The organism is Roseomonas sp. TAS13 (genome assembly GCF_001950415.1).
GTDB lineage: Bacteria > Pseudomonadota > Alphaproteobacteria > Acetobacterales > Acetobacteraceae > Roseomonas > Roseomonas mucosa.
In genome coordinates this window covers 1-13,583 of the sequence record NZ_BDLP01000087.1, presented here as the reverse complement: position 1 = coordinate 13,583, position 13,583 = coordinate 1, and the positions used below count along the sequence as shown (strand labels likewise).

Here is a 13,583-nt window from a genome sequence, read left to right as displayed (position 1 = left end):
CGTCAAAGGGTGGGTCCTCGCCATGCTCGGCTGCGCCTGCGCGTGGCTCCGGTCCCGGCTGCGCCGCCTTTGACGCGCCCCGCCGCCGAACCTCTGGGCATTCGCAGGACGGGACGAGAAAAACGCCAGTCCCCTTCCACTCTCCTGGCCAACACGGGGCCTCGCCGGCCCCGAACCCCGCAGGACGAACAAGAAAAACGCGGATTAGGACAAGTAATAACAGGAAAATTATTTAGGGAAAATCAGGTGTTTGGCGTGTTTTTCTATTGAATATTTGTCGGGACCGTGCATAATACAAATGCGGTTGCTGTTGACCGCGAACGAAAACGCCCCCGCCCGGTGCTACGAACACCGAACGAGGGCTAACCGGAACAGATAGGTCCATCATGTCCCAGGCTGCTCAGAACATCGTCGCTTCCGCCACCGCCGACAAGGCCGACACCAACATGGGCGCGGCCATGACCGCCGCCCGCAAAACCTCCGGCAAGAAGGCCCACCCCGCCAAGGCTTCCCAGGCCCAGGCCCCCGCCCGCCGCGACATGGGCGCGCGGCAGGTAATCACCCTCGCCAGCGCCGGGATGCTTGCCCCCACGCACGACATGATGACCAAGCTTTACCGCCTGTTCGGCCTGGACCCGGTGGACGTGGACGATATCGTCGCCAACACCCGGCAGACCCTTCAGCAGCAGGCCGAGGCGCTGCGCTCAAGCCTTAGCGACAAGGCGATGGAGATGCATTTCCAGCGCGTGGTCGGCGCCTATGTCGGTTCCGCCTACGGGGCCGCGCAGTTCTTCGATGGCAAGCGCGCCATCGCGAAGGACATGGCCAGCAAGCTGAACGATCAGCGCGACGAGGACCGCGACGGCCCGAGCGGTTTTGAAAGCCGGGTGGAGCGCGCCCAGGGCTTCGCCGCCGAGATGGCCCGCCAGTCCTACGCCCTGCTGGCCGCCGCCGAGGGTGCGGTTGCCGCTTACGCCGAGATCACCGGCAACGACTGGAAGCCCTACGTGTCCAGCACCCCGGAAGGTCAGGCTGTCAGTCGTCAGGCCGCCGCCGCCCGCGCTTCCGCCTTCGACTGACCCGCAAGGGGCGGGGGCTTCGGCCCCCGCTTCCCGCCTTTCCCCCGGACACCGGATGGGCGGCCGCCGCCAGGGGGGCCAAGGCCCCCCTGGACCCCCGGGATGGGCTCGGCACCCCATAAGCCAGCGACCCCTCTCCCTGCGGTCGCGCCGCGCTTCGCGCGGCTCCGGCACGCCCCCCCCGGCACAGCTGGGTCGCGTCGGGCTCAGGGCCGCTACGCGACCCCGCCCCAGCCGCAACCCAGCTCCGCCAGGGCGCATGCCTCCGGGGCAGCCCAGCCGGAAAATCCACGCAAACAGCAGGCGCCGTTCGCACCGCGCACCATCATCATCGAGGAATGGACAATGAACGCGCCAGGAGGCGCTGGTGCAGCAATCGAGCGAAGAGTTCGGGGAGTGTGTTCATTGTGAACACGAAGGCTTTCTCTCAACGGAGACAGCCGCGGCTCCAGAAACGGCGCCGATGTCAGGCTACCGCATCCTGCGATGCTTGGCCATCCTGGGTTGGTCCGAGCGCGAACTGGCACGCCGCACCGGCCGGCACCAGACCACCATCCGCCGCTGGATCGACGGCACCGGGGCCACCGACGCGGACGTTGCCGAATGGCTGCAGTTGCTCGCCCAATTCCACCGCGATCACCCAGCTCCCCGGCTAACGCCGCTGTTGCGGCCCCCGGCCCGAAAATCCAACCACCATCAGCACGGCCGCCAGCGCGCCGACCAAGCCGAGCGTGCTCATCCGGCCATTGTCTGAGCCAGGCACCAGAAAGGAGCCCAACAGGAAAAAGGCGGCGCTGGCCAGGAGCCAGACGCCGCCCGGAGGAAGGGTGCGGTAAAGTTTTGCCAGCATCGGACTACCCTTGGCGTTCACCTTGCAACGCCACGATAGTCTACAAAGGCCTCACTGAGGAAAAGCTAACCCAATCCTGCCGTTCGACATGATTGATGGAACGCAACGTGCTGGCGGGTTGGACGGACTATGATAGGGTTTCAGTTTGTCCGCCTCCACCCAACCCTTCTTCCCGTTCGGCATCAGCATGGCGATGAAGCCATTCTCCGTCCGAACGGGATCCTCGATCATCACAATCCCGGACGCCACTCCAATCGAGTGAGACGTCGGTGACGGTTGCTCCCGCACTGGCGGCAGAGAATTATAATCGAACATCTGCTTCTCAGTGAGGTTCAGCGCCATGCACGCGTATCCGGGAATAGGCCGGACAGCGTGCAACTCGTCCGCCCTGCTGTCGGAGATCGGCCAGAGCCCTGCCGCAGCGATCAGGCATGTGGCTATACCGCTTAGAGTTCGCATCTTCAGGACCCTACCAGGACAGGCTGACTGGCAGCCGTTCCGATCTTGGCGGTAACACTGTCTCGCCATTGCTGAACCGTCGTCGTTGACGTGATGCCGTTGGCCGCCAAGGTTGAGGCTGACAGGTTCGTGACAACGTTGCTCATGAGCGCCGATCCGTCCGCTGTTGCAATGGCATAGCCGTTGCCCATGCCGAAGTTATAGGAGCCTCGTACATCGAGGACCGTGGGATTGGAAACTCCGGCGTTCTGAAGCGATGTCGCCGCAGTCTTGAGATACTGAGCTGCAGCAATGGATTGCGTCGCCGGATCGTTCTGCCCGGCCAGCCCTGATGTGACGTTGGCGGCTAGATTCGGATCCGACGCGAGGGCAGCGGCCAGGTTCGAGGTGTAGGCCGCACTCGTCATCTGAAAGATGCCCCTGATATCACCAGAGGATTCGTTGTTCGTGCAGCCGCTCTCGACGACGCAGGTCGCCGCCACGGCGGTCGGATTGACGCCCAGCGCCGTCGCGTAGCTGCTGGCCTGTGCCCCCCAACTCTGCGACATCATCGTATCGTAGGCCGCGCCGCTCAGGGAGGCAGCATCCGTGCCCGTCCCGCTGCCGCTTCCGGTCGCCCCGGTCCCGGAGCCGGGCATGATCGACGTCGTCCCGGTTGGCATCGAGAAGCTGCCAAGGCCAACCTCCGACACCTGCGGATGCACCTGTTCGGGCACCCCGTCCATCGTGACCGGGCTCGGGGCCGCACAAGCCAGGCCGGCGCTTGCCAACAGCCCACCAGCCGCGAGCGTCCCCCATCCCCAGTTGGATACTGACGCCCGACGCTTGTCCCACCCCGGACGCTTCATGGGATCAGACCACAACGTGACCTCCTTCGCAGTCGTGTGACTTCCATCCTCGGAGCACACGGTGCGACTGGAGTGCGGCTTCATCAGCCACTCGGACTTGGCCGCGCCGGTGCTGGCGGCAGCAGCGTCCGCATCGCGCAGTATTCTTCGCCATCGGCCGCCTTGAAGCCCGCCGACACACAGCGGGCCATCGCGCTGGTGGCTCCCAGGTCCTGCCACGCCCGCACCGAGTACCCACCCACCATCAGGCAGACTGTGGCCGCTGAGATCAGCGCATAGTGGCGCCACCTCATGCTCCGGTTATAGCGTTTCTCCCGGATGACCACCGCGTCTCGGATCTGCTCCACGATCTTCGGCGTGAGATCGTGGAGGGTCTGAAGCGTCAGCTTCTCGGCATCCACCTTCGCCTTAGCGAGTGCAGCTTGTGCTTCGCCGATCTGCAGCGCCGCCGTGTCGCCCATGGCCCGGAGAGCAGTTACCTCTTTGTCGACCAGCGCCTGGGAACGCTTGATAATGGATTCGACGCCTCGTTCCTGCCTTTCAACGAGGTTGGCCATGCCAATGACGGTGTGTCGCATGGCGATCGACCAGATCCCGAGCGGATCCTCCGGGTTGATATCCATCCGCCACGCGGCCTGCTCCAGGTCCTCGGCAAGCGAGCGAAGTTCCTCAGCCGCGACCGACGTGGGGGTCAGCTTCTCGCTCATGGTAGCCACTCTGTCGCACCGACACGCTCGAACTCCTTCTGCACCTTGCCAATCCACTGCTTCACCATGAACTGGCGGACCACATCCAGCGCCTTGCCCTCTGGTCCAACTTTTCCCGCCGCGGCGTCCACAAAGCCGAGTTTCAGCTTCCGAACTTCCTCCATGCAGGGGAGGCGCGGCAGGAAGATGAACTCTACGCCGTCCTCCACCAATTCCTTCATCTCGGGGCTGCCGAGCAGTGCCTCAAAGGCACCGCTCGGTGTCCGCCCCCGCGGAACCAGATACTCCTGGAATACCACGATGGAGCGGCGTGGCCGGAAGTAGTCAGCCCGCCAGAGGCTCACAATGTGTCGGAGGTCGGACTCTTCCGGGCCGCAGAAGAAGAGTCCGAGGGGCTGGAAGCCGTTCGCCTCGCAAAACTCGACCAAGGCCAAGTCGCGCCCGTATTCCTCCATGACCCGATCACCGCCACCAAGGTCGATGACCAAGGAGGCATCCATCTGGATCGCCTCAGCCACCGATGCGGTGATCCAGTCCTTCACATCCTCCGTCTCGCCCGTGCGCGGCTGGGTCGCTCCGCCTTCATTTTCCGGCGGATAATAGGAAGCGAGTGAGCTGTTGTTGCGGTCTCCATCGCCGATCAGAACCGGCCGGCACTCCGCCCGTGCGAGTTGGATCAATAAATCCAGGGTCGTGGTGCCGCCCTGCCGCCCTCGTCCCTGCCGGAGCACGATCGAGCGCCGGCTTGCGCCAGTTTCGACCTCCGGCTTCTTGCTCATCTCGTTCATCCGTCGCTTTTTCCTTCTCATCGGCCACTACGCTTGTCGATCACCCGTCTCACATCGGCCAGGCGTTCCTCCGGCGTCATGCGGCTCCGGTCGGTGCTTCCAGTGCTAGGCAGGCTCGGTGCGAACGGCGCCTGATGATTTTTTTCGCGCACAGGCAGCGTTGCTGGTGGCGCCGCTGCCACTGGCGGTTGCCAGTTGGCAGGCGCTCGCGGCTGCGTCTTTGTTGTGAGGCCTGTACGCCGCTTGGTTTCAGCGGCCTGCACCTGTGCCTGAACTCGCAGGAAGACGGCTCTCACCTGAAGGCGCCGGAGCGGTCTGCCCTTGCAGTTCACCTGCCCAAGCCGGGAGAGCCTGTCGGTGAGTTCCTGCCACGTTGGGCCGTCCTCCAGCCCGTAGCCGTAGGCCTGCAACTCGGCCCAGTTGTCCAGGATGTAGCGGTAAAGGTCCGAGCGGCCGCGCGAGCCTGGCGGCTTGTTCCTCTTCAGGTCGAGCGCGAGCTTCGTGTCTGGCATGACAGTCCTTCGTTCGGCATGGGCCCAGCTTGCGGGCCTGCGGTGCGAACGGGATGCCTAAAATGCCATCCGGGTGTTCCCGTCGTGCTGCCGTCCGGTTGTCGGAGAGTTGTCACCTCGTTCCCGCCGGGTGTTCGTCGGGTTCGTGCCGGGTTGTCGCAAGAAAAGGGTTTCCATACACCAATGCACCTAAGGTGCGGGGTGCGCGGCTCCGGAAGGGCTTTCCGCGCGGTCCCCATCTCTGTTCGCACCACCTTGGGCGACCCTGCTGCCAGACACAGGAGGCAGCATGCCCGACCATCACGACCCACAGCCGGTGCGAACGGGAAGGGGAGACGACCCGATCGCTGCCGCGCTCGCCAAGCAATCGGCCTTGCTGCGGACCGTGCTGGAGCGTTTGGACGAGGTGGTTCAGCTGCTCACGCCCAAGCCAAGTGAAGGCCCGACGCTCGACGAACTGCTCGCCGGCCTCGTGACCCTGGTGAGTGACCAGACCGCTCTGCTCAGGCGCATTGACGCCAGAACCGACCTGTTGGTGCGGCAACAGCCCTACGGGGGTGGCGCCCCGCCGAAGTCCGGCGGTCCCGCTGCGAACGGGAAGGCCGACCGGGGATGATGACCTTCCGCAAGCTGGCCGCGGCGTCGGCCGGCAAGCTCATCCGGGCCTACTTCACCGAGAACACGCCGGAGCCCATCCACGATCCCGACCTCACGCCGGGCAAGCACCTCGACCCCGGCGGACGCCTGACCAGCTACTATACGGGCCGGGACAGCCGGGCGACGTGGCGGCCCGATATGCCGCAGGCCGTGGCCAAGGCACTTGGTATCGACCCTTCCCGAATGCCCAGGGACGATCAGCTCGACCGGCTGTTCGAGGCCAAGCGCGCGGATACCGGCGAGGCCTGGTCAAGCCAGGAGCGCAAGATCAGTGCGCTCGATCTGACCCTCGCGCCCCACAAGTCGGTTACTCTGGCGGCCGAGTTCGCAGCGACCCCGGCCGAGAGCGCGGCCATCTGGCATGCCATCGACAAGGCCAACGATGCCACCATGCGCTACGTCGCCCGCGAACTCGGCTGGGCCAGGAAGGGCAAGGGTGGCGAGGAGGGTGCCGATCCCGGTGCCGTAGCCTGGGTCAGCTTCCGCCACCACACTGCCCGGCCAACCCTGCCGGTGCAGGACGGGCCGGGGGGCGCCACCTATCTTGCCTCGGTGCCGACCGACGGCGACCCACACGCACACATCCACAATGCCTTGTTCAATATCGTGGTAACGGATGACGGCCGGGTAGGATCGCTCGACACCAAGGCGCTGAGCTCCATCCGCGTCCACGAGTTCGGAGCCTACTTCCAGGCCAGACTTGCCGAGGAGCTGCGCCGGCTCGGCGCCCGGACCAGCTACGACAAGGACCAGCAGGCAGTGGTGCTGGATGCCATCCCTCAGCAGGCGAGCGACCTGTTCAGCAAAGGTCGCAAACAGGTCCTCCGCAGCGCCCGGGCCTACGCCAAACGGCAGGGGCTGGAGTGGGACACCATCTCGGCCGAAGGCAAGCTCAAGATCCTGGCCGTCACCGGCCTCGCCTCCCGCCAGGAGAAGCACGGCAACAAGAACGACCGGGAAATCTGGCGCGAGCAGGCCGAGGCCATCGGCTGGCAGCATCGGACGGTGATGGGGGAGGTGGAGCACCCCAGGCTGACCGACGCGGAACGGTTCGACCAGGCCTACCGCTTCGCGGCGCGGCACCTCGCCAAGGAGTTCCGCACGGCCGCGGTGATCGACCACGACAAGCTGCGGATGTACGCCGCCCGGGGGCTGATCGGCACCGGCATCGCCGGCGGCCCGGAGGATATCGACCGGGTGGTCACACTGATCGAGGAGCGCGGCATTGACCTTCGGGGCGAGCGCGTCGCCCTGCTGGTCGGGCACTCGGGGGAAAAGGTTCGGGTCACCAACACCGCCCAGATCCGGATCGAGCAGGCTTTGGGCGAGCATGCCCGGCGGGCCGCAAGCGAGCGGGCTGGGGCTCTGTCGGCCGCAGCAATCAAGGCGGCAGTGGACGCCTCCGGCCTCGACTTCACCCGTGAGCCCGAGCACGGCCGGGCACAGCTGGCTGCGATCCATGCCATGGGGCAAGGGGGCGCCCTGACCGTGCTGACCGGCGTGGCCGGCGCGGGCAAGACCACGCTGATGAAGCCGCTCGTCGCTGCCTGGAAGGCGGACACCCGGTTCGACCCGGCTGGCCGGGAAGTGGTCGGCGTCGCGACGGCGTGGCGGCAGGCCGACGCGCTGAAAGAGGCGGGGGTGGACAGGACCATGGCCATGCACCCGCTGCTGGCGGCCATCCGCTCGGGCGAATTCCAGCCGACCCGGAATACCGTGCTGGTGATCGACGAAATCAGCCAGATCGGCCCGCGCGCCATGCTGGAGCTGCTGGAGTTGCAGGCCCGCACCGGCATGACCATCAAGGCCCTGGGCGATCGGGAGCAAGCCCAGGCCATCGAGGCCGGTGACTCCATCGAGCTGCTGCGCCGGGCCATGCCCAGGTCCGAGATGCCGGAGCTGCTCAGCACGGTCCGTCAGCGGGAGCGGGAGGACAGGCACATCGTCGGGCTGTTCCGCGAGAACCAGGACCAGAACAAGAGCCGGGCGGCCGAGGCATTGGAACTCAAGCGGGCTCGCAACGCCGAATCTGTTCAGATGCTTGGCGGCGACCACGACCAGGTGGTCGAACGGATCGCCGACTTCTTCATGCGCCGCCGCGATGCCCTGGCCGCCGCCGGCTCCGGGCGCGGCATCACCATCTCGGCCCTGACCAACGAGGATGCGGCCGATATCAGCCGCGCCGTTCGCGAGCGCATGCGCGCCAGGGGCGAACTCGGAGTCGACGAGGTGGTCTATCAGGCGGTGGACCAGCGGGGTGAGCAGTATGAGCTGCCGATCGCGGCCGGCGACCGGGTGCGCCTCTTCGCCAAGACCTGGGCGAAGTTCGACGGCAAGGGCGGCTGGATCGGCAGCAACGGCGACATCGTGGAGGTGGTCGGCCGCGGGGAGGACGGCCTCACTTTCCGCAACAAGGACGGCCGGGTCGGCACCGTGGAATGGCGCCGCCTCCATGACGGCGAGACCGGGCGCCTGAAGCTGGGCTTCGGGCACGCCATGACCATCGACGCGGCCCAGGGCATCACCTCCGACGAGCACATCAACGCCCTTCCGCGCGGATCGGCCGGCATCACGGCGTTCAAGGCCTATGTCGCCGAGAGCCGCGCCACGGGGACGACCTGGACCATCGTGTCCGAGGCAGCCACCCTTGAGGCGGTCAAGCGCGGCCGGGCGCTCGGGGATGCGACGCCGATCAACGCCCAGACGCTCTGGGACCGGGTCGGCGAGGATATGGCCGCCAAGCCCTACAAGGCGCTCGGCATCGACCTGCTGCGGGATGCCAGCGAGGGCCGCGAGATGGCGATCGGCAGCTTCATCGCCCAGAGCCACCGCTTCCAGTCCCTGGAAGCCGAAGGCCGCAACCTGGGCCGGGAGGTTCGGCAGCGACGACAGGCCGAGGCGGTGCGGGCAAGTCTGCCCCGGCACATCGCAGCGCTGGACGAGGCACTGCGGCGCAACCTTGTGACGGCCGGGCCGCGCACTGCCGAGGACCATCTGCGGCATCTGCGGGTCGAGGCGGAGGTCGCCCGTCGCAGGATGGAGGGGGTACCTCCGGCGCCGCCGCTGCAGCCGCATCCCAAGCCAGCCCCTCGTCCACGCAGGTCGACGCCGTCCGCGGGCATGTGAGGCGCTGTGCGTGCCCAACTGCCCACTTTCCTTGCTGGCCATAAGCTTTCTTGTTGGCCACAAGATTGTTGTTTTTCAACATCTTATGATTGAGTTCGTGGATTGTTCGTCCTAGAATCCATCGTAACATGCGAAGGAGCCGACCATGCGTATCGAACTGCTGCCGGGACTAACCAACGTCATCCGTTTCCCCGTGGAGCGTCGGGCTCGGCCGACGCTGGAACTCCTGCGCGAGATCGCGCCCGACCCGCGCGAGGTGGGCAACGTGGCCGAGGCGTTCGGCCTCGATTATCCAGTCTCGGGCCTCCGCGACGCGGCCGACGCGAGCACGGCCGAGTACATCCGCAAGCATGTACCGAGCGAGCCCGGCGAGGCACGTCAGGCAGCGCTACGAGGCGTGCTGGAGCCTCTTCTCACCCAGGCCGTCACCGTTTGCCGGGACGCCCATGAGGCTGCGGTCGCGGCCGGCGAAGCGCACCAGGCGCTTGCACGGGCGCAGACCGAGGGTGGCTTCTGGATCGAGCCGCTTGAGGAGCAGGCAGAGGAGCTGAGCGCCCGGGCGGCAGAGCTGCTGGTACAGGCGCAACTGTGCAGCGAGCAGGCCGAGGGTGCCGCGCGGGCGGTGCGGATCGCCCAGGGTGGAAAGACCTGGGCTCCGGCTGACCGTGATACCGAGTTCGCCGAGGCATTCGGGCTGGCGTGCTCGGCCTGAAGCACCAGGGGATATCGGCTACTGCTCGGAATGGGGGCAACGGCCGCCAAGCTGATGAGACGTCCACGCTTTCACCAACCGGGCCCGGCAGTAACCGAGCAAAAATCTCGTTTCAGCGCCGAAGGTGACAAGGTTTAGGCGCCGGAGATTAATGCACGAGTTGATGCATCATGTCGTTCCAAAGTCGCCGGATTCCACGTGGGCGAAGCCTGGTGCATCAAATATAGGTTTTCTGCACGTCTATCGCTTCATTGGGTGGAGGCCGTGTGGAAACGAGCATCTCGTCAGTCTGCGCGTGATCGCGCCGGGTTCGCCGAGGGTAGCCGGGTGTGGTGCCGAGCCTATCAGGCTCGGATGGCCGCCATCAGTGGCCTGACACCCAGGATCGCGATGACCCGCTTCATGTTGTAGGCCAGAACCTGCAGGCTCATCTCCGTGCCGACCCGTTTCAGCGTCCGGGTCAGGAAGTGCGTGGCGCCCATCCAGGCCTTGATGGTGCCGAACGGGTGCTCAACCGTTTGCCGTCGCAGGATCATCGCCTGCGGCACCTGATCGAGGCGCTTTTGCATGGCGTCCAGCACGCCCTCATGCTCCCAGCGAGTGACCCGACGCATCTTGGCCGGCGTGCACTGCGCCTTGATCGGGTATTCCGGGCACTTGGTGGTCCAGTACCCGCACCGGGTTGTCCTCGCCCACGTAGTCGTCGACGCTCTCGGGCAGCAGGAAGCTCTGGCTCCGGTTCCAGCCCTCGACGTAGCGTCCCATGCCCTCGATCCCGCGCTTTCTGCCGGGCAGAATCGACCGGCGGCGTCACTTGGGACAACAGTTTATCGTGTGGTCCATGACCTCGATCCACGCTCTACACATCCGTCACACCCCTACTCCGGACGATCTGCCGAGGGTTGCCCGCCTGTGGGCGCAGCTCGGGTGGGGGCAGGATGACGAGGATGAGCGACGGCGTGTCGGCCTGGCCTTTGCGGGTTCCGCCTGGATCGCCCTGGCTGATTGGGAAGGGGAGTTCGCGGGATACGCCCGCGCACTGAGCGATGGAGTGCTGGTCACCTACCTTGTCGAGGTAGCGGTAGTGCCGAGTTTCCGACGCAGAGGTGTAGGGGGCACCCTCATCCAGTCCTGCTTGGACGCCTTTCAACATACGGCTGTCTACGCGGATGCGGCGCCGGAGATCATCGGATTGAACACCCGATACGGTCTCCTCCCGCGTCCATCGCATCTGACAGCTTGTACACGCGGTCCTCGAACGGTCGCAGCAACCTGATCAACCGTCTTTCCACACAGCCTCGGTGGCTAGCGGACTCTCCGGAATGCTTCTGTGAGTGCTGTGTACTGCCCTGGCGTCGTGTCGGTCAGAGCATCGTCCCGCCCAGAAGGCGTGTCATCGTAGATGATAGGACGGTTGAACTGACTGGCGGTGAAGTCGAATCTTTCACCGTCTATCAGATTGTAGAAGTGCCAAGCATCACCGACGCGAGTCTTGGCAATGGCGCCGCCAAGGTAATCCTGCGCGACCAGGGCGGTCACACTACATTGGCCGCACGCCGGGTTCGCCTGACTATAGGTGCTGGCCGAATCCATCGACCAACACAGTCCTATCAGGCGGCCAAACTCTGCCGGGTCAAGAAGCATGGTGGGAGCTTGGCAGCCCCGCTTGATGTCCGCAACGGGTCGGCGGCGGCTGGTGACCGCCGCCGAGGCGTTCAGATATCCATCTGCTCGGAGATGGCCAGAGCGTCGTCCACCTCGATGCCCAGGTAGCGGACGGTGCTCTCCAGCTTGGTGTGCCCGAGCAGGAGCTGGACAGCGCGCAGGTTGCCGGTGCGCCGGTAGATCAGGGCGACCTTGGTCCGCCGTAGCGAGTGGGTGCCGTAGAGGGCCGGGTCGAGCCCGATGGAGGTGACCCAGCCGTCCATCAGCCGGGCATAGTGTCAGGTCGTCAGGGGCTTGTTGTTCCCGATCCGGCTCGGGAAGAGGTAGTCGCCCGACCGTCGCCCGCTCCTGGTAATCCACTGCATGACGGTCTCGCGCGTCTGCTCGGTGATCTCGAACTGCACCGGGCGGCCAGTTTTCTTCTGAACGACGATGGCCCGGGGGCGGACGCGGCCGCTCAGCAGCACATCGTCCACCCGCAGGGCCACCAGGTCACAGCCTCGCAGCTTGCTGTCGATGGCCAGGTTGAACATGGCAAGGTCGCGCAGTTGCTCCTGGATCTGCAGGCGGATACGGATGGCCCACACCTCTCGCAGTTTCAGCGGCGGCTTCTGGCCGATGAGCTTGCCGAGATTCCAGGGTCGGAAGACCGTGGTGCTGCCGGTGTCGGCCGATAAGGTGGCCGGGGTGCTTGTCATTGGGTGACTCCTGGTCTGATCCCATCGCACCCGTCATGGGTGGAGGGACTGACCAGGGCAGGCTTGAGGGCGGAGGCGGTCCACCCGGGAAGCGCGACATTTTCCAAACCAGGGGCTATGTTTGGCTCTGGAGGTTCCGCATGGGCGTGGTTCAGCTACCTGACGAGCTACAGCGCGTGATCGAGCGGCAGGTCGCCGAAGGCCGGGCCAGTAGCCCGACGGCGTTCTTGGAGGAGGCCGTTATGCGCTTGGTCGACGAGACCAGCGCGGAGGAGGACGAGGTTCGGCAGGCTGCTCAGGATGGCTCGGCCGACATCGAGGCAGGACGCTACCGGATGGTGGCAAGCCCTGATGACGAGCGCCGGCTACGGGACGACATAATGGCAAGGCTCCGCTCCCGTCTGTCCACCAGCGAGTAGTGGCCTATCGTCTTACCAGGACGGCGGAAGACCAGATCAATGCCCTCCTCCTCGACAGCGCGCGCGATCATGGCTTGGAGGCTGCTGGCCGATACGGTCAGCTGATCCTGACGGCCATGGCCGCTCTGGGCAAGGAGCCGCATCTGATCGGCTCGGTGGAGGTGGCCCGCCTGCCGGGCATTCGCGCTTACCCGACGCGCCTCGCCAAACGTCGCGTAGAGCCGGCACGTCACGTCGCGAGCCCCCGCCACCTCATCATCTACCGCCTGGCGGCGGATGGTGCCGTTGAGATCCTGGGCTTGGTTCACGACCGGATGGTTCTCTCCCGCGCAGCCCGACGGATCGCGCGGACGACCGATCCAGGCTGAGAGGGGTGGAAACCGGACCGCGCTGGCCCGCCCGATGCTCTCGGCATGAAGCAGTCCGCTCACCTTTACCGGCTACTGCTTACCCTATCATCAACCGATACCGTGTCCGTTGGTGAGGCCCACGGCGCCGGACACCGCCATGTAGGCCGCGATCACCAGCATGAGCGCCCCAGAGGCATAGGGTGCGCGGCGGGCGAAGCCGCTGAACCCTGACCACCGCTTCTGGATATGCCGGACGCTCAGGGACGCGATGACCCCGGCCGACACCATCGTCACCGCCAGGCCGACGCTGAACCCTGTCACCAGCACCACACCGAGGGGAATCCGCTTGAGCTGGAGGCAGAGGATCAGGACGGTGATGGCGGCCGGGCACGGGATCAGCCCACCTGTCAGGCCGAAGGTGACGATCTGCCAGGTGGTGACGTTGCGGTCCTGGAAGCGGCGGCCGATGTCGTCGGCGTGGGCGCGTTCGTGCGCGTCCATGTATTCGCCACCCGGCACCACCTTGAGGCCGCGAGCCTCCTTGTGCACATGGTCATGGCCGTGCCCCTCGATGAATGTCACATCGTAGCACTACCTGGGCACTTTAGGTTTGATGGGCGGCAGGAATCGTCGTCTGCAATGTGGACATCGCACGGGTGATGCGAGGTGAGCAAACAGCCGTGCGGTGATGGCCTGTCGCACGGCAGGCAGGC

18 protein-coding genes and 1 pseudogene are annotated in these 13,583 nt (G+C 65.7%); 8 read left to right on the top strand and 11 right to left on the bottom strand.

Going from position 1 to position 13,583, the window contains the following annotated elements; genetic code table 11:
• Positions 1-386 precede the first annotated feature (386 nt).
• Both ROTAS13_RS09440 and ROTAS13_RS26185 read left to right on the top strand, forming a co-directional pair.
• Complete coding sequence (locus tag ROTAS13_RS09440; RefSeq protein WP_083755458.1) at positions 387-1,079, top strand: hypothetical protein; 693 nt, start codon at positions 387-389, stop codon at positions 1,077-1,079.
• 367 nt (positions 1,080-1,446) lie between these two features.
• Positions 1,447-1,833 carry a helix-turn-helix domain-containing protein gene (locus tag ROTAS13_RS26185; RefSeq protein WP_139323303.1) on the top strand — a complete coding sequence of 129 codons (387 nt, stop codon included), beginning with the start codon at positions 1,447-1,449 and terminating at the stop codon, positions 1,831-1,833.
• Positions 1,834-1,980: 147 nt separating this feature from the next.
• Here ROTAS13_RS26185 and ROTAS13_RS26180 read toward each other — a convergent pair whose 3' ends face one another.
• From ROTAS13_RS26180 to ROTAS13_RS26170, 5 genes are all read right to left on the bottom strand, one after another.
• Entirely contained in the window at positions 1,981-2,271 is a 291-nt protein-coding gene (locus ROTAS13_RS26180; RefSeq protein ID WP_139323302.1) for a hypothetical protein, read from the bottom strand.
• 119 nt (positions 2,272-2,390) lie between these two features.
• Positions 2,391-3,113 (bottom strand): hypothetical protein, encoded by a 723-nt coding sequence (locus ROTAS13_RS26175; RefSeq protein ID WP_371329178.1) that lies wholly within the window; start codon positions 3,111-3,113, stop codon positions 2,391-2,393.
• 206 nt (positions 3,114-3,319) lie between these two features.
• On the bottom strand, positions 3,320-3,943 hold the full coding sequence (locus tag ROTAS13_RS09420) for a hypothetical protein (RefSeq protein ID WP_075822182.1): 624 nt from the start codon (positions 3,941-3,943) through the stop codon (positions 3,320-3,322).
• Complete coding sequence (locus ROTAS13_RS09415; protein ID WP_075822181.1) at positions 3,940-4,731, bottom strand: hypothetical protein; 792 nt, start codon at positions 4,729-4,731, stop codon at positions 3,940-3,942. Before ROTAS13_RS09415 ends, ROTAS13_RS09420 begins: the two co-directional genes overlap by 4 nt.
• Before the next feature lie 17 nt (positions 4,732-4,748).
• Positions 4,749-5,243 (bottom strand): hypothetical protein, encoded by a 495-nt coding sequence (locus ROTAS13_RS26170; RefSeq protein WP_139323300.1) that lies wholly within the window; start codon positions 5,241-5,243, stop codon positions 4,749-4,751.
• 289 nt (positions 5,244-5,532) lie between these two features.
• On the opposite strand from ROTAS13_RS26170, the gene ROTAS13_RS09410 reads away from it, so the two are divergent.
• From ROTAS13_RS09410 to ROTAS13_RS09400, 3 genes are all read left to right on the top strand, one after another.
• Complete coding sequence (locus ROTAS13_RS09410) at positions 5,533-5,859, top strand: hypothetical protein (protein WP_075822180.1); 327 nt, start codon at positions 5,533-5,535, stop codon at positions 5,857-5,859.
• Positions 5,856-9,026 carry a MobF family relaxase gene (gene mobF, locus ROTAS13_RS09405; protein ID WP_083755457.1) on the top strand — a complete coding sequence of 1,057 codons (3,171 nt, stop codon included), beginning with the start codon at positions 5,856-5,858 and terminating at the stop codon, positions 9,024-9,026. The genes ROTAS13_RS09410 and mobF overlap by 4 nt, the downstream gene beginning before the upstream one ends.
• A gap of 145 nt (positions 9,027-9,171) precedes the next feature.
• Positions 9,172-9,738, top strand: coding sequence for a hypothetical protein (locus tag ROTAS13_RS09400; protein WP_075822179.1), 567 nt, complete (start codon positions 9,172-9,174; stop codon positions 9,736-9,738).
• A 344-nt stretch (positions 9,739-10,082) separates the two neighbouring features.
• On the opposite strand, the pseudogene ROTAS13_RS09395 reads toward ROTAS13_RS09400, so the two are convergent.
• Both ROTAS13_RS09395 and ROTAS13_RS26165 read right to left on the bottom strand, forming a co-directional pair.
• Positions 10,083-10,409, bottom strand: a pseudogene (locus ROTAS13_RS09395) (transposase); the annotation flags it as partial.
• Positions 10,324-10,503, bottom strand: a complete 180-nt coding sequence (locus ROTAS13_RS26165) for a hypothetical protein (protein WP_139323299.1) — start codon at positions 10,501-10,503, stop codon at positions 10,324-10,326. The gene ROTAS13_RS26165 and the pseudogene ROTAS13_RS09395, both read right to left, overlap by 86 nt.
• Here ROTAS13_RS26165 and ROTAS13_RS28575 point away from each other — a divergent pair.
• The gene (locus ROTAS13_RS28575) at positions 10,502-11,014 is read left to right on the top strand and encodes a GNAT family N-acetyltransferase (RefSeq protein ID WP_083755456.1); all 513 of its coding nucleotides are present in this window, start codon (positions 10,502-10,504) and stop codon (positions 11,012-11,014) included. The two genes, ROTAS13_RS26165 and ROTAS13_RS28575, sit on opposite strands and share 2 nt — an antisense overlap.
• Positions 11,015-11,043: 29 nt before the next feature.
• Here ROTAS13_RS28575 and ROTAS13_RS09380 read toward each other — a convergent pair whose 3' ends face one another.
• The 3 genes from ROTAS13_RS09380 to ROTAS13_RS27755 all read right to left on the bottom strand — a co-directional run bounded on the left by ROTAS13_RS09380 (position 11,044) and on the right by ROTAS13_RS27755 (position 12,101).
• Positions 11,044-11,382 (bottom strand): hypothetical protein, encoded by a 339-nt coding sequence (locus ROTAS13_RS09380; protein ID WP_075822177.1) that lies wholly within the window; start codon positions 11,380-11,382, stop codon positions 11,044-11,046.
• Positions 11,383-11,453: 71 nt separating this feature from the next.
• Positions 11,454-11,666: an integrase gene (locus ROTAS13_RS27760; RefSeq protein WP_216348620.1), complete on the bottom strand. Its 213-nt coding sequence runs from the start codon at positions 11,664-11,666 to the stop codon at positions 11,454-11,456.
• A 15-nt stretch (positions 11,667-11,681) separates the two neighbouring features.
• Entirely contained in the window at positions 11,682-12,101 is a 420-nt protein-coding gene (locus tag ROTAS13_RS27755) for a tyrosine-type recombinase/integrase (RefSeq protein ID WP_216348619.1), read from the bottom strand.
• 140 nt (positions 12,102-12,241) lie between these two features.
• Here ROTAS13_RS27755 and ROTAS13_RS09370 point away from each other — a divergent pair, with 140 nt between their 5' ends.
• Both ROTAS13_RS09370 and ROTAS13_RS09365 read left to right on the top strand, forming a co-directional pair.
• On the top strand, positions 12,242-12,520 hold the full coding sequence (locus tag ROTAS13_RS09370; RefSeq protein WP_075822176.1) for a hypothetical protein: 279 nt from the start codon (positions 12,242-12,244) through the stop codon (positions 12,518-12,520).
• Positions 12,520-12,888, top strand: a complete 369-nt coding sequence (locus ROTAS13_RS09365; RefSeq protein ID WP_075822175.1) for a type II toxin-antitoxin system RelE/ParE family toxin — start codon at positions 12,520-12,522, stop codon at positions 12,886-12,888. Before ROTAS13_RS09370 ends, ROTAS13_RS09365 begins: the two co-directional genes overlap by 1 nt.
• 90 nt (positions 12,889-12,978) lie before the next feature.
• Here ROTAS13_RS09365 and ROTAS13_RS09360 read toward each other — a convergent pair whose 3' ends face one another.
• The gene (locus ROTAS13_RS09360; RefSeq protein ID WP_083755455.1) at positions 12,979-13,452 is read right to left on the bottom strand and encodes a nickel/cobalt efflux transporter; all 474 of its coding nucleotides are present in this window, start codon (positions 13,450-13,452) and stop codon (positions 12,979-12,981) included.
• Positions 13,453-13,583: the final 131 nt, after the last annotated feature.